Source organism: Pseudomonas sp. SHLD1 (assembly GCF_028640935.1).
GTDB classification, from domain to species: Bacteria; Pseudomonadota; Gammaproteobacteria; order Pseudomonadales; family Pseudomonadaceae; genus Chryseomonas; species Chryseomonas aestiva.
On the sequence record NZ_JAQZAD010000017.1, the window covers coordinates 20,949 to 43,169 of the forward strand.

Below are 22,221 nucleotides of genomic sequence, written 5' to 3' on the forward strand. Positions count from 1 at the left end.
CGGGCTTCGACGCTGGAGCCGTCTCGGCGCCAAGCTACGGCGCGGGTGGTTGGCGGTGACCTAGAAGCGATAGCCCAGGCCGACCATGTAGACCCAGGGATCCACGTCCAGATCGACCTTGGCGCGGGCGCCGAGGGCGGTGTTGTCGACGTGGGCGGTGGTGGCGATGTCGATGTAGCGGACCTGGGCGTTGAGCATCACCCGGTCGGTGAGCATGAGATCGGCGCCGACCTGGGCGGACCAGCCCCAGGAGTTGTCGGCGCGGAAATTGTCGAAGCCGGCCGCGCTGGCGCCGCTGCCGACGTGCTCGTCGTAGATCCAGGTGTAGTTGAGGCCGGCGCCGACATAGGGCTGGAACGTGGCCTTGGCGTCCAGCGGGTAGTAGACCAGGCTCAGCGTCGGCGGCAGGTGCTTGAGGCTGCCCAGCTTGCCGTTGGCGGCGTCGAGCCCGGTGCCCTTGATGTTGACCTGATGCTCGAAGGGCGTGGCCGCGAGCAATTCCAGGCCCAGGTGGTCGGTGAGCATGTAGGCGACGTTCAGCCCCAGCTGGGTGTCGCTGTCCATGGTCGCCTTGCCGCCCAGGTTGGCGCCACTCAGGGCGCCTCTGTCGATCTTGACGTCGGAGCTGCGCTCGTGGGGATCCACGGTGATGGCGCCGGCGCGCAGGATGATGTCGCCGGCCTGGTGGGCCTGGGCGAAGGGGGCGGCCAGCGCGAGGGCGAGCAGGCTGAGACGGAAGAGAGGACGCATGGCGAGGGCTCCGAAGGCATTGAAAAATGGCTGGGAGCAGCCTAGCGAAGCCGGAACGGCGGACTCTTGATCTCGCTCAAGCGCAGGGCAGATCCCTCAGGAGCCGTCGCCCTTGAGGATGTAGGGCTGGATGCGCTGGGCCTGCAGCCAGTAGCCGGCGACGGCCACCTCGCTGCGCTGGGTGCCTACGCCGAGGCGGCCTTCCACCCAGTAGGGCAGGTGCAGCTTGGACAGCCAGAGGTCGTGGCTGCCCTTTACGTAGACGATCTGGTTGCCGGGCGGCGGCGGTACGTGGATGCAGGCGCCGTAATAGGGGACCAGCAGGAATTCGGTGACCTCGCCTTCCTCGGTGACCATCAGCGGCACCACGTAGCCGGGCAGGCGCACCTCCTGGCCGTCCAGGGCGGCCACCGTGGGCGCGTCCGGCCAGGGCTGGCTGGCGGCCGGGCCATCTTCGCCAAGGCCGTGGTCGACGCTGCCAGGATTGAAGCGCGGTGCATCGGCCGGCACCAGTTCGCGCCAGGCGAGCTGGCGGGGGTCGGCCTGGGCCCAGGACAGCCAGCAGAGCAACAGCAGGAGCGCCAGGCGCATGGGGAAGCCTCGTCTACAAACGCACGGACAACCCGTCCGTGAGGGCCTGGCGACAGCCGCGCCAGGCCGGAATGCAGCCGAGCAGCAGCGCCGCGAGCAGGATACCGCCGAGCAGTTGCCCATCGTAGAGCGAGGGCCAGTCCAGCGGCAATGCCAGGCCGTATTCCGCCAGCAGCCAGGGCCGACCCAGGGCGATGGCGCCATAGAGCAGTGCCAGCCCGGCGAGACAACCGGCCAGGGTGAGGGCCAGGGCTTCGGCCAGCAGCAGGCCGAACAGATGACGCGGCTGGGCACCCACTGAGCGCAGGATGGCCATCTCCCGGCGTCGCTCGTTGAGGCTGGCGAGCAGGGCGGTGAGCATGCCCACCAAGCCGGTGAGCACCACGCACAGCGACATCACCAGCAGCGCCTGTTCCGCCGTGCCGAGCAGACCCCAGAGTTCCTGCAGGGCCACGCCGGGCAGGATGGCCAGCAGCGGCTCGCCGCGGTAGTCATTGACCGCGCGCTGCACGGCAAAGGTGGCCACCCGGCTCTTGAGGCCGACCAGGGCGGCGGTGAGGTCCTGGGGCGTGAGATCGCGCCGGCGTACCTCGGCGTCGCTCAGCGAAGGCCCGGGCATGCCGCCGCGCCAGTCCAGGTGCAGGGCGGTCATGCCGCTCAGCGGGATGTGCAGGGAGCGGTCGACGGGGGTGCCGGTGGGGGCGAGGATGCCGACCACGGTGAAGGGGTGGTCGCTGTGCTCGGTCAGACTGATGGTGGCGACACCATGGGCCAGCACGACCCTGTCGCCCAGTTGATAGTGCAGCGCCTTGGCCACCTCGGCGCCCAGCACCACCTCGAAGACGTCGTTGAAGGGGCGACCCTGGGCCAGCCGCAGCGGCTGGTTGCGCCCGTAGTGATAGTGGGCGAAGTAGTTGCCGTCGGTACCCAGCACCCGGTAGCCGCGGTGGGAGTCGCCGAGGGACAGCGGGATGGTCCAGGCGACGCGGTGATCGGCGGCGAGCTTCGCGTAGCTCTCCCAGCGGATGTTGTTGGTGGCATTACCGATGCGGAACACCGAGTAGAGCAGCAGATTGACCGCGCCGGAGCGTGCGCCCACCACCAGGTCGGTGCCGGCGATGGTGCTGGCGAAGCTGGCCTTGGCCTCGGTGCGCAACCGTTCGACGCCCAGCAGCAGGGCTACCGAGACGGCGATGGTGAAGACGGTGAGCAGGGCGGTGGCGCGGCGATTGCGCAGGCTGGCCCAGGCCAGTTGGAGAAGGGGCATCCTAGGTCTCCGGCAGGGCGGCGTTGAGCTGGGCCAGGGTCAGGTGGCGGTCGAAACGACTGGCCAGGCTGCGGTCGTGGCTGACGAAGAGCAGGCCGGCGCCGGCGGCGGCACACTCGGCGAACAGCAGCTGCAGGAAGGCATCGCGGTGATCGGTGTCCAGCGCCGAGGTGGGTTCGTCGGCGATCACCAGCTCCGGCTGGCCGATCAGGGCGCGGGCGGCGGCGACCCGCTGCTGCTGGCCGATGGAGAGTTCACGAGCCGGGCGTCGGGGCAGGTCGGGATCGCTCAACCCCAGGGCGCGGAGCAGGGTCAGGGCCGCACCCTGCGGATCGCCGTGCCGCCCGGTGGCGCGCTCGCGGCGCAGCGCCGAGAACCGGCAGGGCAGCAGGACATTGTCCAGCACCGAGAGAAAGGGCAGCAGGTTGAATTGCTGGAAGAGAAAGCCGGTGTGATCAACGCGAAAGCGATCGCGTCGGGCGGTGGTGAGGACTCCCAGGTCTTGACCGAGCAGGCGCACCTGGCCGCGACTGGGGCGCTGCACGCCACCCAGCAGGCCGAGCAGGGTGGTCTTGCCACTGCCCGAGGGACCCTCGAGAAACAGCGCCTCGCCGGGTGCCAGCTGGAAGCGCCGGATGTCCAGGCACTCCGCCTGGCCCGGCCAGGCGAAGCCGAGGTCCTGGATCTCGACCAGCGGGGCGGCGGTCACGACCGCCTTACCATTTCAGCTGCGGTTGCTTGGCGTTCAGTTCGGCGCCTTGCTGACCGCTGGCGACGATGGCCTGGACCTCGACACTGTGACTGTTGGGGAAGCGGGCGAACCAGCCGGAGAGATCCAGGCTGGCGAGCGCGCCCGGCTTGCTGCAGCTGAAGCTCATGCTGGCGTCCACGTCGAGATGGCCGCTGGCGCTGGCGTCCTTGGCGAACAGCGGGCTGATGGCGCTGGCTTCGGTCAGGCGGCAATCGGCTGCCGCGGGCAGCTTCACCAGCGCCTGGGGATTCTCCAGGCTCTGGCGCAGGGCCGCGACGGCGTCCTCTTCCTGCTGGTTGCGCGGGGCATGCTCGAAGCCCAGCAGATCGGCCGCCGGACTGCGCCACTGCAATTCGAGGCCGGTATCGGTCTGGGCCAGGTCGAGGTGGGATTCGCCGTGCACATGAGCGCCCAGGGCACCGTGCTCGTGTTCGTCATGGTCACTGGCGGTGCCATGGGCAAAGGCCGGTTGAGCGAGCGCGGCAGCGAGGCAGAGGGTCAGCAGGGGCGGGCGCATGGATGGCTTCCAGTGGCGGAAAGGTGCTATGTTATGTTGTTGCATTTGCGTGCCGCAAGCTCGGTTTGGCGTCGGCCGGTGGCTGTGGGAGCATGGGCCTCTGCACGACGAGGAGAACACCATGGTACGCATTCGCGGAACCATCGGCAGCCAGCCCGTGGATCTCACGGTGGAACTGGACGAGGCCGACTGGCAGCGCCTGGCCGCAGCCCTGCAGCCGACGCCGGCGTCCCTCCCTGCGGCGGCGGTGGCCGCTGCCCCCAGCGGGCCCAAGTCGGGCGGCGACATGCTCTGGGACCAGGTGGTGAAACTGCTCAGCCAGGCGGGCCGCCTGAGCGGGCCGGACATCCTGGTGGCCCTGGAAAAGCTGACCGGCAATCTGGGCGTGGCCAAGCAGCTGCTGGTACGGCTGAGGCACAGTCCCCAGGTGCGCATGGAGCGGGTGGGGGAGGCGCAGTTCTATATCTGGCAGGGATGAGGCTGGGAGTAGATGAGTGGAAACGCTGCGCGGTTTGCCACACTACGAAAGGTCCACAGCGCCAGGCGGGCGCTGGCTGTGGACAAGGCTGCGCCTAGGGCGACGCAGCCGCTATCGATAGGCGCTTAGTACAGCGCCTGGTACAGGCGGCGGCGATAGGTGGCGACCAGGGGGTGATCGTTGCCCAGCAGATCGAAGACCTGCACCAGGGTCTTGCGCGGCAGGTCGTCACCGTAGCCGCGATTGCGGCGGAACAGGTCCAGCAGACCATCCAGGGCCGGTTCATATTGCTGGCGGGCCAGTTGCTGCACGGCCAGCTGGTAGGCGGCTTCGTCATCACCGGCATCGCGTGCCAGGCGACTCTTGAGGTCAGCCACCTCGGGCAGGCTGACGGCCTGGCGCAGGAAGGTCAGCTGGGCCCGGGCGCCGGCCAGCGCCTGCTTGTGCTCATCGCCCTTGACCGCGTCCAGCACCGCCTGGGCATCGTCCAGTTCGTTGCGCTCGGCCAGGCAGCGGGCATAGAGGATCAGCGCCAGGGCGTCACTGTTGTCTTCTTCCAGCAGCGCCTTGAGCAGTGCCTCGGCCTCGGCGAAGCGGCCCTCGGCGAACAGCGCCTGGGCGGCGTCCAGCGGATCTTCCTCGGCCGGCGGCAAGGCCTGGACATGGGGTTCGAGCAGGGCGCGGATGGCCGATTCTGGCTGGGCGCCGGCGAAGCCGTCCACCGGCTGGCCATCCTTGAACAGCACCACGGTGGGCAGGCTGCGGATGCCGAATCTCATCACCAGCTCCTGCTCGATGTCGCAGTTGACCTTGGCCAGGTGCAGGGCGCCGCCATAGGACTCGGTGATCTTGGCCAGCAGCGGCATCAGCACCTTGCAGGGCGCGCACCACTCGGCCCAGAAGTCCACCAGCACCGGGGTGCTGAAGGAGGCGTCGATGACCTGTTGCTGGAAGGTGTCGAGGGTGGCGTCGAAAATGTAGGGGACCTGGCTCATGGCGGACTCGGCAGAGGCGGGTGGCCCCAGATCATTCCTGATCCGGAGCCCCCTAAGAACCGTGCTTGCGACTTTCACAGCACACGGCTCAAGCTTACGAAAAGTCAGCCCAGAGGCTGACCGGCAACGTTGACTAACGATCCTATCATTACAGACCGCTGTGTCGCAGAGTCACTTGTTTACGCTGGCTGTGAATCAGCGAGTGACAGTTGGGATGGAGAAGTACGCGATTTTTCAGAGTGTCCTTGCCGCCGTCCACCCGTCGAATGACATGGTGGTCGTCCCAGCCCGTTTCCCTGGTAATCGCGTGACCGCACAGAGCGCAGTTCCCTTTCTGGCGCCGGTAAAGGCTTAGGATTTGTTTCCTGAAACGCAGCTTGTGCTGCATCCTTTGGACCCTTAGCTTTTCCCATTTCTGCTCAAGCGCAGCGTCGTACGGGTGATACCCGCCTGATAGACGCTTTTGGCGCTTGATTACGGTCTTCGCTAGCTCATAAAGCTCACGATACTTTCGCTCTCCCTTCTTGCCTCTATAGGGATGCGCGAACACCTGTTTCCGCCCGCCGATGGAATGGAAGTATTTGTTCCAGCTCCACGTAGCTAGCTTCTTCGGATGTCGGCGCTTCGCCCACCTTCGTAGCAACCAGAAAATCAAGTTATCTAGTTTCTTGAAGGTAGCTTTAGCAACAGCCTGAGAATGGTATTGAGCCCACCCTCGTAGTACCGGGTTCAGACGGCCGATCAACTCTTCCTGAGTCAAAGCCCCACTGGATCTCACTATGTCCCTTACCTTTCGATAGAACGTCGAGATGTTCTTTTTCGAGGGTTTGGTAAACAGCTTGGTCCGTCGGTAAGGCGATTTCGGCACGTATTTCCTGAAATTCCACCCTAGGAAATCAAAGCCCTGAAGGATGTGGGTTATCTGCGTTTTCTCTTGGGACAAGCTCACCCCTCGTATTGACAGGAATTGCTCGACCCAAGGTATGACCTCGTCAGTCAACAGCTCTTTGGTAGCCGCTGTGATGATGAAGTCGTCCGCGTATCGCACCACATGCACTCTAGGCGTATCGGCGTTGGTACCCGCTAGCTTTCTGGCCAGATGGCCTTTGAGCTGCTTCTCCAAACCGTTAAGGGTGGCGTTAGCCAAACAGGGCGAAATAATCCCACCTTGTGGCGTCCCGGCCTCCGTAGCCATGAAGTGTCGCCGGTCAATTACCCCGGCCTTCAACCACAGCCGCAGTACCTTCTTGTCCATAGGGACGTTCTGGCACAGCCACTCGTGATTGATGTTGTCGAAGAACCCCTTGATGTCACCTTCCAGAACCCACATAGGTGAGTCGTCTTGCGACATTAACTGAAAGATTTCAACCATCGCATCAGCGGTCGAGCGATCCGGCCGGAAGCCGAAACTTTTCGGGTCGCTGGTGCTTTCGATGACGGGTTCCAGGGCGGACAGGTAGAGCGCTTGCATGGCCCGATCAAACATCGTCGGTATGCCTAGCGGGCGCTTTTCCTTCTTCCCTGGCTTCGGTATCCAAACCCTTTTTAGCGGTTTGGGCCGATAGCCTCGTTTCTCCGATAGACGCTTCGCGGCGTGGAGCTTGGCTGGAGGCGTCCCCCAGGTTTCTCCATCGACGCCCGGAGTCTTGCGACCCCGGTTTTCCGTCACCCGTCTTACAGCCATACAGCGGCCATAAAACGAATGGGTCAGTAACCGTTGTAGGCGTTTAACCCTACGCCAGTCACCGGCCATTGTTGCCTGCGCAATCTTCAACTGCGTTTTCCGAACGGAGATCTGGATCTTGGCCCAATCGAGATCGTGCCAGCCCTTCACGTCGTCAGGAGACGCAGACGAAACCGATGTTGCTGGTTGCGTATTCATACAGTCCTCCTCAGGTCAGTAACCTTCGGGACGGACTTCTCTCCCTAGGGGTTGAAGTCACCCCTAGGGTCGTTTCGCTGGAAATCAGCACTAGATCATGCGCCCGTAAACCAGGTGCACGTCAGCCAGGGTTGCCCCTGTCGATGATGTTTCAACCGATATGCCGCCCATTACAGACAGCCATTCGCTTTTTGCACCCTCCCATTCCCCACACCCAACAGCTTTCCTTGCGGATTGCCTGCCTTCCGATATTGCTGGTTAGGCGGGTGGTCGGGATTGCCACGTTCCCCGCTGTGCATCGATTCCCCGGTTAGGTTCCATCTTTCCCCCGGCAGTCGTAGTGGTACCGCGTCGCTTCTTTCGACAGCGAGCGCCGATCTGCTTTGCCGATTTTGGCCAGGGCCCATCAATTGCCGTAGGCCCAGTAGTGCTTACGAGGGTTCGAACGATGATTCACATGAGTTAACCATGCGGGTTGGGTCACTAGCCCCTTGCCTCCGTGCAATTCGGAAGCGTCACGCTGCTGTTGCCAGACCTGCGTGTCCCGTGAGGGATAGGACGTTGTCCATCGGGCTTCACACCTCAGGGTTGGCCCCCGACGCATGCCGATGTAGTGAACTGGCAGGTACATGCCAGGCTCGGTACCCCCTGTATTAGCAAGGTTGAGCAATGCACAAGCGGAGCGGTTGCTCCGTGCTTGGACGAGATACCCTAGCGTCTCACGACGTTGGCATGGGCCAAATGAGACCAAGGAATCCCAGAGATGGATTGACCCCTTGCGGGGTCAAATCACCCACAGGGAGTCTTGTTACATTTAGATACAATTTCGCTGGCAGAAATTGTTCTCTGTTACGTCTGATTGATCAATTTATAGCCAAAATGGCCAAATTTGAGACGTACTTACCCTGGCAAGCAGGGATCGCATTGTCCCCACAAGTGGGTCGAATCAGGCGCGGCAGAGCCGGCTCTCGTGCTTTATTTAGGCTTCAAACCCCTGTAGAACAAGGGTTTCGGCGCCAAGACTAAGCTGGTCGACCAAGCACAACACGAGCATTCGTGTCGCACCGAAAGATGCACTATAGGTGGGGGCGTCGGGCTTGGAAACAAGGCAGGCCGGCTCAGCCCCGATAGAGCGCCACGCGGCGGAATTCGTCCGGCTCGGCCAGATCCGGCAGGGTGCAGGCCTGGAGTTCGGCGAGGCGGGTCAAACCGGGGTGGGCCAGGTCGCGCACCCGCGAGTCGGCTAGCAGGATCCGCCCGGCGCGAGCCTGCAGGAGGTCCAGTAGCGGCAGGTTGGCACGGTCGTAGAGCACATCGGCGGCCAGGATGAGATCGAAGCGCTCGGTGCTGGCACAGAAATCGTCCAGCGTCTCGATCTGCACGGCGTTGGCCTGGGCATTGGCGCGGCAGGCTTTCAGTGCCAGCGGGTCCAGGTCGCAGCAGACCACCCGCGCCGCACCGGCCCGCGTGGCGGCGAGTCCGGCGATGCCCGAGCCGCTGCCGAAATCCAGCACCTGGCGCCCGGCGACGTGCTCGGGATGGGCGGCGATCCAGCGCGCCAGCGCCAGACCGCTGGCCCAGCAGAAGGCCCAGTAGGGCGGTGCCTCCAGCAGGCGCTGGGTTTCCGCGGGGGAAAAGGCCCGCGCCATGTTGGCCGGATCGATCAGCCACAGCGACAGGTCGCTGTCGGGCAGGGCCTGCAAGGAGAGACGGGCGTCGCCCAGCAGGGCCGTGAGCGCGACGGCGAGGTCGGCAGGGGGCGTCACGGGGTCTGGTTCAGCACCAGTTCGCCCAGATTCTGCGTGGTCGGTCCGCCGACATTCACCGGCGGCAGATAGCTGGCCAGTTGCCCGGCCTGGATCAGGCGCGCGTGGAATTCCACCTTGAGATCCGGGCGGGTGGGAAAGATCTCGGGATTGAAGGGCAGGCGGAAGGCCAGGGGCGCGCCCTTGCCGGTCACCGTCTCGCTGGCCAGCAGACGCTGCGGCAGGCCCTTGACGTTGACCGCCAGCAGCGCGATCTCGACCTGGGCGCCCGCCGGGACCAGACCCTGGGCATTGCGCAGCACCCCGGAGATCTCGCGCAGATTGGCCGGAGTGGGGGCACCCGCCACCGGAACCGGCTCGTCGGCCGGGGTGGTGGGCTGCGGCGGCGTGGTTTCGGGTGGACTGGAGCAGGCCGCGAGCAGACCGGTGAACAGCAGGGGCAGGAGGACGCGTGGGGTCATGGCGGGATCCGGAGGTCGCGGCCGGCGAGGGCTGCACGGGAGGCTGGAGAGGTCGTCGAACACAGGGCGCTCTTATAGCCCGGCGGCCCCTGGCTGTCGATTCGTCAGGCACCCGGAGGTTCCCGGCAGGGAGTGATCGGGTACCATGAAGGCTTTCCCTTCCGGCGATCGACTCTCCCATGCATTGTCCCTTCTGCGGCGCCCACGACACCAAGGTCACGGATTCCCGGCTGGTCGCGGCCGGCGAGCAGGTGCGCCGGCGGCGTGAGTGCCTGGCCTGCCAGGAGCGTTTCACCACCTTCGAGACCGCCGAGCTGGTGCTGCCACGGCTGATCAAGCAGGACGGCACCCGCCAGCCCTTCGACGAGGACAAGTTGCGCGCGGGCATGCAGCGTGCCCTGGAGAAGCGGCCGGTCAGCGTCGAGCGCCTGGAAGAGGCCATCGCCCTGATCAAGCATCGCCTGCGCGCCACCGGCGAGCGCGAGATCCGTTCGCGGGTGGTGGGTGAGCTGGTGATGGACGAACTGCGCAAGCTGGACCAGGTGGCCTATATCCGCTTCGCCTCGGTCTATCGGCAATTCCAGGACCTGGCCGAGTTCCGCGACGAGATCGAGCGCCTGGCCCAGGATCCGGGCAAGCAGCCGGTATGAGCGACATGGGGAGCGACGAATTCTGGATGGCCCGCGCCCTGGCGCTGGCCGCCTGCGGCCGCTACAGCACGGCGCCCAATCCACGGGTGGGCTGCGTCATCGTCCGCGACGGCCAGGTGGTGGGCGAAGGCTGGCATCGCCAGGCCGGCGGTCCCCATGCCGAGGTGCACGCGCTGCGCCAGGCAGGGGAGGCGGCGCGTGGCGCCACTGCCTATGTGACGCTGGAGCCCTGCAGCCATCATGGCCGCACCCCGCCGTGCGCGGATGCCCTGGTAGCCGCCGGCGTGGCCGAGGTGGTGGCGGCCATGACCGATCCCAATCCGCTGGTGGCCGGGCGCGGCCTGGCGCGCCTCGCCGCCGCCGGCATCGCCACCCGCGCCGGGGTGCTGGAAACCGAAGCGCGAGCGCTCAATGCCGGCTTCATCCAGCGCATGCTGACCGGGCGGCCCTTCGTGCGGGTCAAGCTGGCCCTGAGTCTGGATGGCCGCACCGCCATGGCCAATGGCGAAAGCCAGTGGATCACCGGTCCGGCGGCGCGCCAGAGCGTCCAGCGGCTGCGCGCCGAGGCGGGAGTGGTGATCACCGGCGCCGATACCGTGCTGGCCGATGGCGCCCGCCTGACCGTGCGTCAGGCCGAGCTGGGCCTGAGCGGAGACGAACTGGAACTGGCCACCCTGCGCACGCCGCAGCGGCTGCTGGTGGACGGCCGTGGCCGGGTGCCGCTGGAGGCGCCCTTCTTTCAGGCCGGCGCGGCACGGGTCGCCGGTATGGCCGCCGCGGCGACCGCCTATGCGGCGGCCGGTCACGACTACCTGGCGCTGCCCGGTACCCAGGGCCAGGTCGACCTGACGGCCCTGCTGACCCGCCTGGGCAGCGAGCAGGTCAATGACGTCCTGGTGGAAGCAGGGCCGCGCCTGGCCGGTGCCTTCGCCCAGGCCGGGCTGGTCGATGAATATCACCTGTTCCTGGCGCCCAAGTTCCTCGGCTCCAGCGCCCGGCCGCTGCTGGACTGGCCGCTGGCGCACCTGGCCGAGGCCCCGCGGCTGGAGATCCTCAGCGTCACGCCGGTGGGCGCCGACCTGCACCTGATCGCCCGACCGGCCAGGGACACCTGACGCCCCTGGCCCCGCGGCGGCGAACTGTGTTACAAAACCTGCGCCACCCTCGGGTGGCGAGTTCTCAGGGCGGGGTGCAATTCCCCACCGGCGGTAACGCCCGATCAGTCGGGACGAGCCCGCGAGCGCTCTCTCGTCCTCTGCGGCGGGAGAGGTCAGCAGACCCGGTTGGATTCCGGGGCCGACGGTCATAGTCCGGATGAGAGAGAACGGGATAGCCTCGCCTGGCAGGGGTGCGAGCCCCTCGTCCGTCTGATTTCCCTTCTGTCCGTACGCCCTGTTTTTTCACCGAAACAGGAGTTCGTCGATGTCTAGCTGCACCGCCTTTCTGGCTCTACCTCGCGGAGGCCTGAGCTGATGTTTACCGGAATCATCGAAGCCCTCGGCGAGATCCGCGCGCTCACGCCCAAGGGCGGAGACGTGCGCCTCCATGTCGCCACCGGCAAGCTCGACCTTGCCGACGTCAAGCTCGGCGACAGCATCGCCGTCAACGGAGTCTGCCTTACCGCCGTGGACTTGCCCGGCGACGGCTTCTGGGCCGACGTCAGTCGCGAAACCCTCAGCCTCACCAGCCTGGGCGGCCTCAAGCCCGGCAGCAAGGTCAACCTGGAAAAGGCGCTGATGCCCACCAGTCGCCTCGGCGGCCACCTGGTCAGCGGCCACGTGGACGGTCTTGGCGAAGTGGTCTCCCGCGCCGATAACGCCCGCGCCGTGCAGTTCCGCCTGCGTGCCCCGGCCGAGCTGGCCCGCTACATCGCGCTCAAGGGCTCGATCACCGTGGACGGCGTCAGCCTCACGGTGAACGCGGTAGACGGCGCCGAATTCGAGCTGACCATCGTCCCCCACACCCTCGGCGAGACCATCATGGCCGACTACCGCCCCGGGCGCCGGGTGAACCTGGAGGTGGACCTGCTGGCCCGCTACCTGGAGCGCCTGCTACTGGGCGACAAGGCCGCCGAATCCGCCAAGGGCGGCGTCACCGAACATTTCCTCGCCGAACACGGCTATCTGCAGCGCTAAGGACGACACCGTGGCACTTTCCAGCATCGAAGACATCATCCAGGACATCCGCGCGGGCAAGATGGTCATCCTCATGGACGACGAGGACCGCGAGAACGAAGGCGACATCATCATCGCCTCCGAATGCGTCACCGCCGAACACATCAACTTCATGGCCCGCCACGCGCGGGGGCTGATCTGCATGCCCATGAGCAAGGGCCTCTGCGAGCGCCTCAACCTGCCGATGATGGCCAGCCGCAACGCCTCCGGCTTCGGCACCAAGTTCACCGTCTCCATCGAGGCCGCCGAGGGCATCAGCACCGGCATCTCCGCCGCCGACCGCGCCCGTACCGTGCAGGCCGCCATCGCCAGGGACGCCAAGGCCGGCGACGTGGTCAGCCCCGGCCACATGTTCCCGCTGATGGCCCAGCCCGGCGGCGTGCTGGCCCGTGCCGGCCACACCGAAGCCGCCTGCGACCTGGCGCGCATGGCCGGTTTCGCCGAGAGCGGGGTGATCTGCGAGGTGATGAACGACGACGGCACCATGGCCCGTCGCGACGAACTCGAAGCCTTCGCCGAGCAGCACGGCCTCAAGGTCGGCACCATCGCCGATCTGATCCATTACCGCCTGCTCCACGAGCACACCGTCAAGCGCATCGACGAGCAGCAGCTGGAGACCGAGCTCGGTCCGTTCAAGCTGGTGACCTACCGCGACGAGGTGGAGGGCGACGTCCACCTGGCGCTGATCCGTGGCGACCTGGCCGGCCAGGAGCTGCCGCTGGTGCGGGTGCACAACATGGATCCGCTGCGCGACCTGCTGCAGGTGCAGCAGCCGGGTCGCTGGAGTCTGCGTGGCGCCATGGAGCGCGTGGCCCGCGAGGGCACCGGCGTGGTGCTGCTGCTCGGTCACTCGATCGAGGGCGACGACCTGCTGGCCCACCTGCGCGAGCCGCTGCCGGTGCCCAAGGCGCTGTCCACCTACAGCACCGTCGGCGCCGGTTCGCAGATCCTTCGCGACCTGGGCATTCGTCAGATGCGCCTGCTCAGCTCGCCGATGAAGTTCAACGCCATATCCGGCTTCGACCTGGAAGTAGTAGACTATCTGCCTCCTGAAGAATGACCCTTCCGCCTGGCGCGCCCCGCCCAGGTGGTGCGGCGCGCTTCACCTGGATTTCCACGGACGGCCTGGCACTGCCGGCCGTCCGGCTCTTTGACAACTGGACCCGCACATGAACATCAAGACCTTTGAAGGCACCTTCATCGCTCCCCAGGGCCGCTTCGCCCTGGTGGTCGGTCGTTTCAACAGCTTCGTCGTCGAAAGCCTGCTGCAGGGCGCCATCGACGCCCTGGTGCGTCACGGCATCAAGCCGGACGACCTGACCATCATCCGCGTCCCCGGCGCCTTCGAGATCCCGCTGGCGGTGCAGAAGATCGCCCAGCGCGACGAATTCGACGCCATCATCGCCCTCGGCGCGGTGATCCGCGGCGGCACCCCCCACTTCGAATACGTAGCCGGCGAGTGCACCAAGGGCCTGGCCCAGGTCTCCATGGAATTCGGCGTACCGGTGTCCTTTGGCGTCCTCACCGTCGACTCCATCGAACAGGCCATCGAGCGCTCCGGCACCAAGGCCGGCAACAAGGGCGCCGAAGCGGCCCTGTCCGCTCTGGAAATGGTCAGCCTGCTGGCGCAGCTGGAGGCCAAGTGAGCGGCGATCTGACTCCGCCCGCGGCCGGCAAGCCCGCGGGCAAGAAGGCCCCCACCGGCAAACTGGCTGCTCGCCGCGAAGCGCGCAGCCTGTCGGTCCAGGCCCTGTACCAGTGGCACATGGCGGGCCAGGCGATCAACGAGATCGAGGCGCAGTTTCGTGTCGACAACGATTTCGCCAAGGTCGACGGCGCCTACTTCCATGAAGTCCTGCATGGCGTCCCGGCCAACAAGAGCGAGATCGACGGTCTGATCCTGCCCTGCCTGGACCGTGCCATGAACGAGGTGGATCCGGTCGAGCTGGCGGTGCTGCGGCTGTCCTGCTACGAGCTGCTCAAGCGTATCGACGTGCCCTATCGTGTGGTGATCAACGAGGGCATCGAGATGGCCAAGATCTTCGGCGCCACCGACGGCCACAAGTTCGTCAACGGCGTGCTGGACAAGCTGGCGCCCAAGCTGCGCAGCGCCGAGTTGCGCGGCAAGCGCTGATCGCCCACGCCGGCATGGGTGAATTCGAACTCATCCGTCGCTATTTCGCCGCGGCGCCCTGCGCGCGCGGCGGTCCCGGCGTGGCGCTGGGCATCGGCGACGACTGCGCGCTGCTGGCACCCGCTCCGGGTGAGCAGCTGGCGGTCTCCACCGACACCCTGACCGCCGGGGTGCATTTCCCCGATCCCTGCTCGGATGCCCATGGCCTCGGCCAGCGCGCCCTGGCGGTGAGCGCCAGCGACCTGGCCGCCATGGGCGCCGCGCCCCTGGGTTTCACCCTGGCGTTGACCCTGCCGAGCGTCGAAGCCGCCTGGCTGGAAGGCCTGGCGGCAGGCCTCGCGCAGATGGCCGAGCAGTGCGAACTGCGCCTGGTCGGTGGTGACACCACCCGCGGTCCGCTGTCCCTCACCCTCACGGTCTTCGGCCAGGTGCCGGCCGGTCAGGCGCTGCTGCGTAGCGGCGCCCGCCCGGGCGATCTGCTGTGCCTGGGCGGTGCGCCGGGCGAGGCGGGCGGGGCCTTGCCCTTCGTCCTCGGCCAGCGTGCAGCGGAGGGCGACGCCAGTCGGCACCTGCTGGCGCGCTACTGGGCACCCCAGCCGCAATTCGAACTCGGCCTCTGGCTGCGCGGGCGGGCGACGGCGGCCCAGGACGTCTCCGATGGCCTGGTCGCCGATTGCGGCCACATCGCCGCCGCCTCCGGCGTCCGCCTGGTCGTGGAGACGGCGCGGCTGCCGGTGAGTCCGGCGCTGGCCGCGCTGTTTCCGGCCGACGAGGTACTGCGCCTGGCCCTCGGCGCAGGCGACGACTACCTGCTGGTCTTCACCCTGCCGCCGGACCAGGCGCCGGCCCTGGCCGCCGCCTGGCCCCAGGCACAGGTGATCGGACGGGTCGAGGCGGGCAGCGGCGTTTTGGTGCTCGCCGCCGACGGCCAGCCGCTGACCCCGATACACACCGGTTTCCAACATTTCTAGCGCTCCGGCGCGGAGTCCTCTCTTGAGCGAACAGCAAGCCCCCGCCCAGCCGGTCCCCCTGTCGGTCTGGCGTGATCCCTGGCACTTCCTGGCCTTTGGCCTGGGTTCCGGCACTCTGCCCAAGGCGCCCGGTACCTGGGGGTCGCTGATCGCCTTGCCCTTCGTGCCGCTCTGGCAGTTGCTCAGCGGCTGGAGCTATCCGCTGCTGCTGGTGCTGCTGACCGTGTTCGGCTGCTGGCTGTGCGGCAAGGTTGCCCGGGAGCTGGGCGTGCACGACCACGAGGGCATCGTCTGGGACGAGATGGTCGGCATCTGGATCACCTTCTGGCTGGCGCCTCCGGGGTTGATCTGGCTACTGGTGGGTTTCGTCGCCTTCCGCGTACTAGACATCTGCAAGCCCTGGCCAATCCGCTGGCTGGATGTCAATGTCCGCGGCGGCGTCGGCATCATGGTCGACGATGTACTGGCCGGCATCCTCGCCTGGCTGGTGGTTCAGGGATTACACATCGGTTGGGGTCATCTCGTCGGCTGACGAGACGCAGGCCCAAGGAGCAGGGCAGTGAAAAGACTGGGCGCGTGCGGCCTCATCTGGGCCGTCGGTACGCTCGCCTGGGCGCAACCCCAGGTCAGGGTCGTGGGGTTGTTCAACGGCGCGGCGGTGGTCAACGTCAATGGCCAGCGCAAGCTGTTGCGGGTTGGCCAGCGCCTGGACGAGGTCGAGGTGGTCAGCGCGGATCCCCAGCAGGCGGTGCTGCGCATCGACGGCCGGACCCAGACCTTTGCCCTCGATCGCGAATACAGCGACGGCTACAGCGCGCCCCAGCGTCGCGAATTCAGCGTGCCGCGCAGCAACAACGGTCATTACCAGGTCACCGCCAACGTCAATGGCCGTCCGGTGTCGCTGCTGGTGGACACCGGCGCGACCAGCGTCGCCCTGAGTGGTGCCCAGGCCGATCAGCTGGGCATCAGCTACCGTGACGGCACCCCGGGCTGGGTGGAAACCGCCAGTGGTCACGCCCGCGCCTGGCGTACCACGCTCAAGCAGGTGCGCCTGGGCGACGTGGAGGTGGTCGGAGTGGACGCCATGGTGCTGGAGGGCAACTACCCCAGTCAGGGCCTGTTGGGCATGAGTTTCCTCAACCGCGTCGGCTGGCGTGAGGCCCAGGGCATTTTCTACGTGCAGGCGCGCTGATAGATCATCGGGTATCGACGTCATAACCCCTGGCGATGACGCCGGGCCCGGGGAAAAGGTTACAATGTACGTCTTTCACCGCCAGGAGCCTGCAGGTGTCCGTCGTCTTTGTCGCCGCCTCCCAACTGCCCACCCCTTTCGGCCTGTTCACCATGCACGGTTTCCTCGACGAGACCGATGGCAAGGAGCACGTCGCCCTGACCTTCGGTGATGTGGCCGATGGCGAGCCGGTGCTGGGCCGCCTGCATTCCGAGTGCCTGACCGGCGATGCGCTGTTCAGCCTGAGATGCGACTGCGGTTTCCAGCTGGAAGCGGCGCTGCGCGCCATCGCCGAGGCCGGGCGCGGCGTACTGCTCTATCTGCGCCAGGAGGGACGGGGCATCGGCCTGCTCAACAAGATCCGCGCCTATGAGCTGCAGGATGCCGGCGCCGATACCGTGGAAGCCAACGAGCGCCTGGGCTTCGGCGCCGACCAGCGCACCTATGCGCTGTGCAAGCCGATGCTCGACCACCTGGGCATCACCTCGCTGCGGCTGATGACCAACAATCCGCGCAAGGTGAAGGCGCTCGAGGTGCTGGGCATTCCGGTCGCCGAGCGGGTGCCCTTGCAGGAAGGCCTCAATCCGCACAATCGCCGCTACCTCGTGACCAAGGCCGGCAAGCTCGGCCACATGCTCGGCAATCTGCACCAGAACGAAGATATGGAAAAGGCGCCCTAGGGCGCCTTTTTACTGGCCAGCGGCTGGCGGCGCTCAGGCCTCTCTGCGCAGACCGGCCGGGGTCAGATCCGCCCGTGCCAGGCGCTCGCGCACGGCGCGTTCGATCCCGGCGACGTCCAGGCCGCACTCGGCGAGCATGTCGGCCGGCTTGGCGTGTTCGATGTAGCTGTCCGGCAGCCCCAGGTTGAGGACGGGCTGGACCAGGGCATTGGCCTGCAGGAATTCGTTGACCGCACTGCCGGCCCCGCCCATGACGCTGTTTTCCTCGACGGTGACCAGCAGGTCGTGGTCGGCGGCGAACTGGCGGATCAGGGCCTCGTCCAGCGGCTTGACGAATCTCATGTCGGCCACGCTGGCGTCCAGGCGCTCGGCGACCTGCAGGGCCTCGGCCAATTGCACGCCAAAGACCAGGAAACCGACCCTGGGGCCGCTCTTCAGGCTGCTCTGGCGACGCACCACGCCCTTGCCGATGGGCAGGGGTTCCAGGCCCGGATCGAGGGCGGCGTTGGGGCCGCTGCCTCGGGGGTAGCGCACCGCGGCCGGGCCCTGGTGGCGATAGCCGGTGGTGAGCAGGCGGCGCAGCTCGTTCTCGTCGCTGGGCGCCATGATCACCATGCCGGGGATGCAGCGCAGGTAGGACAGATCGAAGCTGCCGGCGTGGGTCGGGCCGTCTTCGCCGACCAGGCCGGCGCGGTCGATGGCGAAGAGCACGTCCAGGTTCTGCACCGCCACGTCGTGGATCAACTGGTCGTAGCCGCGTTGTAGGAAGGTGGAATAGATGGCCACCACCGGCTTCATGCCATCGCAGGCCAGGCCCGCGGCCAGGGTCACCGCGTGCTGCTCGGCGATGGCCACGTCGAAGTAGCGCTCGGGATAGCGTTCGGCGAAGCGGATCAGGTCGGAACCTTCCTTCATCGCCGGGGTGATGCCCACCAGCTTGGTATCGGCGGCGGCCATGTCGCACAGCCAGTCGCCAAAGATGTTGGAATACTTGGGCGCACCCGGGCGCTTGGGCTTGGCGTCCAGCGGCTCCAGCTTGGTGATGGCGTGGTAGCTGATGGGATCGGCCTCGGCGATGGACAGGCCCTTGCCCTTGCGGGTGATGACGTGGAGGAACTGCGGACCCTTGGCATCGCGCAGGTTACGCAGGGTGGTGACCAGGGTCGGCAGGTCGTGGCCGTCGATGGGGCCGATGTAGTTCCAGCCCAGTTCCTCGAACAGGGTGCCGGGTACCAGCATGCCCTTGGCGGCTTCTTCGGTGCGGCGGGCGATTTCCCAGGCGCCGGGCAGCTTGGAGAGGGCCTTCTTGCCGTTCTCGCGCAGGTGCTGGTAGGTACGGCTGGAAAGCAGCCGCGCCAGGTAGTTGGACAGGCCACCGACGTTGCGCGAGATGGACATGTCGTTGTCGTTGAGTACCACCAGCATGTTGGCGCCGGTGTCCGAGGCGTGGTTGAGCGCCTCGAAGGCCATGCCGGCGGTCAGGGCACCGTCGCCGATCACGGCGACCGACTTGCGCTCGAGCCCCTGCAGCTGGGCGGCGATGGCCATGCCCAGGGCGGCGCCGATGGAGGTGCTGGAGTGGCCGACACCAAAGGTGTCGTACTCGCTTTCGCTGCGGCGCGGGAAGGCGGCCAGGCCGTCCTTCTGGCGCAGGCTGGCCATGCCTTCGCGGCGGCCGGTGAGGATCTTGTGCGGATAGGCCTGGTGGCCGACATCCCACACCAGCCGGTCTTCCGGGGTGTTGAAGACGTAGTGCAGGGCCACGGTCAGCTCGATGACGCCCAGGCCGGCGCCGAAATGACCGCCGGTCTGGCCCACGGTCCACAGGAGAAAGGCGCGCAGTTCGTCGGCGACGGCCTCCAGCTCGGTGTCACCGAGCTGGCGCAGCTGCACTGGCGAGTCGATGCGGTCGAGCAGGGGCGTCGCGGGACGCTGGCGGGGAATCTCGTGAAACGTCTTGGGCATCTGGCTGATCACTTTGCGCAGAGAATTAGGCAGTTTACCCGATGCCCGCGTGGCATCCCAACAGCGGGCAGGGCGTCTTGTTATGCCCCTGTGACAACGGACCCGGGGGCAAATGCGGCCCGGGTCACGAGTTTTTCCGCCGGAAAGCGGCTAGCTGCGCCTGGCGACGATGTAGCGGGCCAGGGCGCGCAGGGGTTCGGCCGGCGTACCCAGCGGTTCGATGGCGGCCAGGGCGGTGTCGCGCAGCTCCAGGGCATAGGCCTTGGCGGCGTCCAGGCCGAGCAGCGCCGGGTAGGTCGGTTTGTCGCGGGCGAGATCGGCGCCCTGGCGTTTGCCCAGGGTCTGGGTATCGCTTTCGATGTCGAGCACGTCGTCCCAGACCTGGAAGGCCAGGCCGATGGCCTCGGCGTAGCGGGCCAGGGCCTCGCGCTCGGCGGCACCGGCGGCTTCGCTGGCCAGGGCGCCGAGTTGCACGCTGGCGGCGATCAGGGCGCCGGTCTTGTGCAGGTGCATGGTCTCCAGCGCCGGCTGGTCGATGCGCCGGCCGACCGACTCCAGGTCGATGGCCTGGCCGCCGACCATGCCCGCCGGACCGCTGGCGCGCGCCAGTACCGCGACCATCTCCAGCCGCACCGCGGCGTCCTGGGGCGCCATCAGCAGGGTCTCGAAGGCCAGGGTCTGCAGACCGTCGCCGGCAAGGATGGCGCAGGCCTCGTCATAGGCCTTGTGGGTGGTGGGCCGGCCGCGGCGCAGGTCGTCGTCGTCCATGGCCGGCAGGTCGTCGTGGACCAGGGAATAGGCGTGGATCAGCTCCACCGCGCAGGCGGCCTGGTCGGCGCGCGCCGGATCGCCACCCAGGGCTTCGCAGGCGGCATAGACCAGCAACGGCCGTACCCGCTTGCCGCCACCCATGACGCTGTAGGCCATGGCGGCATAGAGCCGGGCGAGTTCGGCGCGGGGGGCGGTGAACAGCGGGGCGAGGGCGTTATCGACGCGGGTCTGGCAGCGTTGCTGGTAGGCCTCGATCATGCGTCGTCCCCGACCGGGGCGAAGGGGGCGGCGGTGAGTTCGCCGTCCTTTTCCAGCAGGATCTGCACCTTCTGCTCGGCCTGGGCCAGGGCGCCCTGGCATTCGCGGGTCAGGCGGATGCCCTGTTCGAAGGCGCCGAGGGAGTCCTCCAGGGACAGCTCGCCGCTCTCCAGGCGTTCCACCAGGGTCTGCAGTTCGGCCAGGGATTGTTCGAAGTCGGGAGCTTTCTTGCGGGCCATCGGGATTCTCGGCAGAGGCGATCGGGTCGCGGGAAGTTGGCAACAGGTCGGCCATTGTGCCACAGCCATCGGCGCCGCTTGACGCCGTGCCCGGCCAGGCCCTAGGGTAGCGGTCATGAAAACGCGCAGCCTCCAACGCCCCAGCATTATTACCGCCATTACCTGATGGCGGGACAGCGTTAGCTGCGCAACCAGACCCGCCCAAGAGGCGGGTTTGTACTTTCTGACTCCTGGGCCCCGACGAAACACCCCAGGAGCCCGCCATGACCGCCCAGGAACCCGCCACCGATCTCTTGCAGCGCTATGCCCGCAAGATCCTCGAGGCCCCCGTCTACGACGTGGCGATCGAAACGCCCCTGCAACCGGCGCGGGCGCTGTCCGAGCGATTGGGCTGCCAGGTGCTGCTCAAGCGCGAAGACCTGCAGCCGGTGTTTTCCTTCAAGATCCGCGGCGCCTACACCAAGCTGGCCAGCCTCTCGGCCAGCGAGAAGGCCCGCGGGGTGATCACCGCCAGCGCCGGCAACCATGCCCAGGGCCTGTCCCTCGCGGCCCGCGAGCTGGGCGTGCGGGCGATCATCGTCATGCCGCGCACCACCCCCGAACTCAAGGTCATCGGCGTGCAGTCGCGTGGCGGCGAGGTGGTGCTGCACGGCGACGCCTTTCCCGAGGCCCTGGCCGAGGCGCTGCGCCTGGTCGAGGAGCAGGGCTACACCTTCGTGCCGCCCTATGACGATCCCGATGTCATCGCCGGCCAGGGCACCGTGGCCATGGAGATCCTGCGCCAGCATCCCGGGCGTTTGGACGCCATCTTCGTCCCGGTTGGTGGCGGCGGTCTGATCGCCGGCATCGCCGCCTATGTGAAATACCTGCGGCCCGAGATCAAGGTCATCGGCGTCGAGCCGGACGACTCCAACTGCCTGCAGCAGGCCATGGCGGCGGGTGAGCGGGTGGTCTTGCCGCGCGTGGGACTGTTCGCCGATGGCGTGGCCGTGGCCCAGATCGGCCATCACACCTTCGAGATCTGCCAGCGTTATGTCGACGAGGTGATCACGGTCAGCAGCGACGAGATCTGCGCGGCGATCAAGGACATCTACGACGACACCCGCTCCATCACCGAGCCCTCGGGGGCCCTGGGCGTGGCCGGGATCAAGAAGTACGCCGAGCGTGAAGGCTCCGGCGGCCAGGTGCTGGTGGCCATCGATTCCGGCGCCAACATCAACTTCGACCGCCTGCGCCACGTGGCCGAACGCGCCGAACTGGGTGAGCAGCGCGAAGCCATCATCGCCGTGACCATCCCCGAGCGGCCAGGGAGCTTCCGGGCCTTCTGCGAGGCCCTGGGCCGGCGGCAGATCACCGAATTCAACTACCGCTACCACACCGGCGAAGAGGCGCACATCTTCGTCGGCGTCCAGACCCATCCGCAGCGCGATCCGCGCGAGGCGCTGCTACAGGGGCTGCGCGACCAGGGTTTCCCGGTGCTGGACCTGACCGACAACGAACTGGCCAAGCTGCATATCCGCCACACCGTGGGTGGCCATGCCGCGCGGGTCGGCCAGGAGCAGGTGTTCCGCTTCGAATTCCCCGAGCGACCGGGCGCGCTGTTCGACTTCCTCGAAAAGCTGGGCGGACGCTGGAACATCAGCATGTTCCATTACCGCAACCACGGCGCGGCGGACGGCCGGGTGTTCGC

General features: G+C 67.0%; 24 protein-coding genes and 1 riboswitch. Of the genes, 12 read left to right on the plus strand and 12 right to left on the minus strand.

The features are described 5' to 3' along the window. Window positions 1-60: 60 nt before the first annotated feature. The 5 genes from PVZ77_RS13630 to PVZ77_RS13650 all read right to left on the minus strand — a co-directional run bounded on the left by PVZ77_RS13630 (window position 61) and on the right by PVZ77_RS13650 (window position 3,876). Window positions 61-750, minus strand: a complete 690-nt coding sequence (locus PVZ77_RS13630; protein WP_273806764.1) for an OmpW/AlkL family protein — start codon at window positions 748-750, stop codon at window positions 61-63. Between the two features lie 96 nt (window positions 751-846). Further along, on the minus strand, window positions 847-1,341 hold the full coding sequence (locus PVZ77_RS13635) for a DUF3299 domain-containing protein (protein WP_187980955.1): 495 nt from the start codon (window positions 1,339-1,341) through the stop codon (window positions 847-849). A gap of 13 nt (window positions 1,342-1,354) precedes the next feature. Beyond that, window positions 1,355-2,608, minus strand: coding sequence for an ABC transporter permease (locus PVZ77_RS13640; protein WP_273806766.1), 1,254 nt, complete (start codon window positions 2,606-2,608; stop codon window positions 1,355-1,357). A 1-nt stretch (window position 2,609) separates the two neighbouring features. Next, window positions 2,610-3,317, minus strand: a complete 708-nt coding sequence (locus tag PVZ77_RS13645; protein ID WP_273806767.1) for an ABC transporter ATP-binding protein — start codon at window positions 3,315-3,317, stop codon at window positions 2,610-2,612. Window positions 3,318-3,324: 7 nt separating this feature from the next. Beyond that, a complete protein-coding gene (locus tag PVZ77_RS13650) occupies window positions 3,325-3,876 on the minus strand; it encodes a ZrgA family zinc uptake protein (RefSeq protein WP_273806768.1) in 552 nt (183 codons plus the stop codon). A gap of 121 nt (window positions 3,877-3,997) precedes the next feature. Here PVZ77_RS13650 and PVZ77_RS13655 point away from each other — a divergent pair, with 121 nt between their 5' ends. Continuing rightward, the gene (locus PVZ77_RS13655) at window positions 3,998-4,354 is read left to right on the plus strand and encodes a hypothetical protein (protein ID WP_273806769.1); all 357 of its coding nucleotides are present in this window, start codon (window positions 3,998-4,000) and stop codon (window positions 4,352-4,354) included. A gap of 125 nt (window positions 4,355-4,479) precedes the next feature. Here PVZ77_RS13655 and trxA read toward each other — a convergent pair whose 3' ends face one another. From trxA to PVZ77_RS13675, 4 genes are all read right to left on the minus strand, one after another. Next, window positions 4,480-5,349, minus strand: a complete 870-nt coding sequence (gene trxA / locus PVZ77_RS13660) for a thioredoxin (RefSeq protein ID WP_273806770.1) — start codon at window positions 5,347-5,349, stop codon at window positions 4,480-4,482. A gap of 148 nt (window positions 5,350-5,497) precedes the next feature. Next, the gene (gene ltrA, locus PVZ77_RS13665; protein ID WP_273806771.1) at window positions 5,498-7,231 is read right to left on the minus strand and encodes a group II intron reverse transcriptase/maturase; all 1,734 of its coding nucleotides are present in this window, start codon (window positions 7,229-7,231) and stop codon (window positions 5,498-5,500) included. A gap of 1,118 nt (window positions 7,232-8,349) precedes the next feature. Then, a complete protein-coding gene (locus PVZ77_RS13670) occupies window positions 8,350-8,997 on the minus strand; it encodes a class I SAM-dependent methyltransferase (protein WP_273806772.1) in 648 nt (215 codons plus the stop codon). Then, the gene (locus PVZ77_RS13675) at window positions 8,994-9,458 is read right to left on the minus strand and encodes a YbaY family lipoprotein (protein ID WP_273806773.1); all 465 of its coding nucleotides are present in this window, start codon (window positions 9,456-9,458) and stop codon (window positions 8,994-8,996) included. Before PVZ77_RS13675 ends, PVZ77_RS13670 begins: the two co-directional genes overlap by 4 nt. Window positions 9,459-9,637: 179 nt before the next feature. Here PVZ77_RS13675 and nrdR point away from each other — a divergent pair, with 179 nt between their 5' ends. From nrdR to ribA, 10 genes are all read left to right on the plus strand, one after another. Further along, window positions 9,638-10,108, plus strand: coding sequence for a transcriptional regulator NrdR (nrdR, locus tag PVZ77_RS13680; RefSeq protein ID WP_007161213.1), 471 nt, complete (start codon window positions 9,638-9,640; stop codon window positions 10,106-10,108). After that, window positions 10,105-11,223 carry a bifunctional diaminohydroxyphosphoribosylaminopyrimidine deaminase/5-amino-6-(5-phosphoribosylamino)uracil reductase RibD gene (ribD, locus tag PVZ77_RS13685; protein WP_273806774.1) on the plus strand — a complete coding sequence of 373 codons (1,119 nt, stop codon included), beginning with the start codon at window positions 10,105-10,107 and terminating at the stop codon, window positions 11,221-11,223. The genes nrdR and ribD overlap by 4 nt, the downstream gene beginning before the upstream one ends. A 56-nt stretch (window positions 11,224-11,279) precedes the next feature. Further along, a riboswitch (FMN riboswitch) is annotated at window positions 11,280-11,438 on the plus strand. A gap of 142 nt (window positions 11,439-11,580) precedes the next feature. Continuing rightward, entirely contained in the window at window positions 11,581-12,243 is a 663-nt protein-coding gene (locus PVZ77_RS13690; protein WP_273806775.1) for a riboflavin synthase, read from the plus strand. A gap of 10 nt (window positions 12,244-12,253) precedes the next feature. After that, window positions 12,254-13,342 (plus strand): bifunctional 3,4-dihydroxy-2-butanone-4-phosphate synthase/GTP cyclohydrolase II, encoded by a 1,089-nt coding sequence (ribBA, locus tag PVZ77_RS13695; protein ID WP_273806776.1) that lies wholly within the window; start codon window positions 12,254-12,256, stop codon window positions 13,340-13,342. Between the two features lie 109 nt (window positions 13,343-13,451). Further along, entirely contained in the window at window positions 13,452-13,928 is a 477-nt protein-coding gene (gene ribH / locus PVZ77_RS13700; RefSeq protein ID WP_007161209.1) for a 6,7-dimethyl-8-ribityllumazine synthase, read from the plus strand. Next, the gene (gene nusB, locus PVZ77_RS13705) at window positions 13,925-14,416 is read left to right on the plus strand and encodes a transcription antitermination factor NusB (RefSeq protein ID WP_133860576.1); all 492 of its coding nucleotides are present in this window, start codon (window positions 13,925-13,927) and stop codon (window positions 14,414-14,416) included. The genes ribH and nusB overlap by 4 nt, the downstream gene beginning before the upstream one ends. Before the next feature lie 14 nt (window positions 14,417-14,430). Beyond that, entirely contained in the window at window positions 14,431-15,387 is a 957-nt protein-coding gene (gene thiL / locus PVZ77_RS13710; RefSeq protein ID WP_273806778.1) for a thiamine-phosphate kinase, read from the plus strand. Between the two features lie 22 nt (window positions 15,388-15,409). Next, window positions 15,410-15,919, plus strand: a complete 510-nt coding sequence (locus PVZ77_RS13715; protein WP_273806779.1) for a phosphatidylglycerophosphatase A family protein — start codon at window positions 15,410-15,412, stop codon at window positions 15,917-15,919. A gap of 27 nt (window positions 15,920-15,946) precedes the next feature. Further along, window positions 15,947-16,579, plus strand: coding sequence for a retropepsin-like aspartic protease family protein (locus tag PVZ77_RS13720; RefSeq protein WP_273806780.1), 633 nt, complete (start codon window positions 15,947-15,949; stop codon window positions 16,577-16,579). A 95-nt stretch (window positions 16,580-16,674) separates the two neighbouring features. Beyond that, window positions 16,675-17,298, plus strand: coding sequence for a GTP cyclohydrolase II (gene ribA / locus PVZ77_RS13725; protein WP_273806782.1), 624 nt, complete (start codon window positions 16,675-16,677; stop codon window positions 17,296-17,298). Window positions 17,299-17,331: 33 nt separating this feature from the next. Here ribA and dxs read toward each other — a convergent pair whose 3' ends face one another. The 3 genes from dxs to PVZ77_RS13740 all read right to left on the minus strand — a co-directional run bounded on the left by dxs (window position 17,332) and on the right by PVZ77_RS13740 (window position 20,531). Continuing rightward, window positions 17,332-19,263, minus strand: a complete 1,932-nt coding sequence (gene dxs / locus PVZ77_RS13730; RefSeq protein ID WP_273806783.1) for a 1-deoxy-D-xylulose-5-phosphate synthase — start codon at window positions 19,261-19,263, stop codon at window positions 17,332-17,334. Between the two features lie 150 nt (window positions 19,264-19,413). Further along, window positions 19,414-20,292, minus strand: coding sequence for a polyprenyl synthetase family protein (locus tag PVZ77_RS13735; protein ID WP_273806784.1), 879 nt, complete (start codon window positions 20,290-20,292; stop codon window positions 19,414-19,416). Next, window positions 20,289-20,531, minus strand: coding sequence for an exodeoxyribonuclease VII small subunit (locus tag PVZ77_RS13740; RefSeq protein ID WP_064308488.1), 243 nt, complete (start codon window positions 20,529-20,531; stop codon window positions 20,289-20,291). Before PVZ77_RS13740 ends, PVZ77_RS13735 begins: the two co-directional genes overlap by 4 nt. A gap of 263 nt (window positions 20,532-20,794) precedes the next feature. Here PVZ77_RS13740 and ilvA point away from each other — a divergent pair. Next, a partial coding sequence (gene ilvA, locus PVZ77_RS13745; RefSeq protein WP_273806785.1) for a threonine ammonia-lyase, biosynthetic occupies window positions 20,795-22,221 on the plus strand: 1,427 nt, incomplete at its 3' end.

What these genes read in the sequence shown, in the direction of transcription:
- PVZ77_RS13630 (WP_273806764.1), bottom strand. Translation starts at nt 750, where the DNA reads ATGCGTCCTCTCTTCCGTCTCAGCCTGCTCGCCCTCGCGCTGGCCGCC.
- PVZ77_RS13635 (WP_187980955.1), bottom strand. Translation starts at nt 1,341, where the DNA reads ATGCGCCTGGCGCTCCTGCTGTTGCTCTGCTGGCTGTCCTGGGCCCAG.
- PVZ77_RS13640 (WP_273806766.1), bottom strand. Translation starts at nt 2,608, where the DNA reads ATGCCCCTTCTCCAACTGGCCTGGGCCAGCCTGCGCAATCGCCGCGCC.
- PVZ77_RS13650 (WP_273806768.1), bottom strand. Translation starts at nt 3,876, where the DNA reads ATGCGCCCGCCCCTGCTGACCCTCTGCCTCGCTGCCGCGCTCGCTCAA.
- PVZ77_RS13655 (WP_273806769.1), top strand. Translation starts at nt 3,998, where the DNA reads ATGGTACGCATTCGCGGAACCATCGGCAGCCAGCCCGTGGATCTCACG.
- trxA (WP_273806770.1), bottom strand. Translation starts at nt 5,349, where the DNA reads ATGAGCCAGGTCCCCTACATTTTCGACGCCACCCTCGACACCTTCCAG.
- ltrA (WP_273806771.1), bottom strand. Translation starts at nt 7,231, where the DNA reads ATGAATACGCAACCAGCAACATCGGTTTCGTCTGCGTCTCCTGACGAC.
- PVZ77_RS13675 (WP_273806773.1), bottom strand. Translation starts at nt 9,458, where the DNA reads ATGACCCCACGCGTCCTCCTGCCCCTGCTGTTCACCGGTCTGCTCGCG.
- nrdR (WP_007161213.1), top strand. Translation starts at nt 9,638, where the DNA reads ATGCATTGTCCCTTCTGCGGCGCCCACGACACCAAGGTCACGGATTCC.
- ribD (WP_273806774.1), top strand. Translation starts at nt 10,105, where the DNA reads ATGAGCGACATGGGGAGCGACGAATTCTGGATGGCCCGCGCCCTGGCG.
- PVZ77_RS13690 (WP_273806775.1), top strand. Translation starts at nt 11,581, where the DNA reads ATGTTTACCGGAATCATCGAAGCCCTCGGCGAGATCCGCGCGCTCACG.
- ribH (WP_007161209.1), top strand. Translation starts at nt 13,452, where the DNA reads ATGAACATCAAGACCTTTGAAGGCACCTTCATCGCTCCCCAGGGCCGC.
- thiL (WP_273806778.1), top strand. Translation starts at nt 14,431, where the DNA reads ATGGGTGAATTCGAACTCATCCGTCGCTATTTCGCCGCGGCGCCCTGC.
- dxs (WP_273806783.1), bottom strand. Translation starts at nt 19,263, where the DNA reads ATGCCCAAGACGTTTCACGAGATTCCCCGCCAGCGTCCCGCGACGCCC.
- PVZ77_RS13735 (WP_273806784.1), bottom strand. Translation starts at nt 20,292, where the DNA reads ATGATCGAGGCCTACCAGCAACGCTGCCAGACCCGCGTCGATAACGCC.
- PVZ77_RS13740 (WP_064308488.1), bottom strand. Translation starts at nt 20,531, where the DNA reads ATGGCCCGCAAGAAAGCTCCCGACTTCGAACAATCCCTGGCCGAACTG.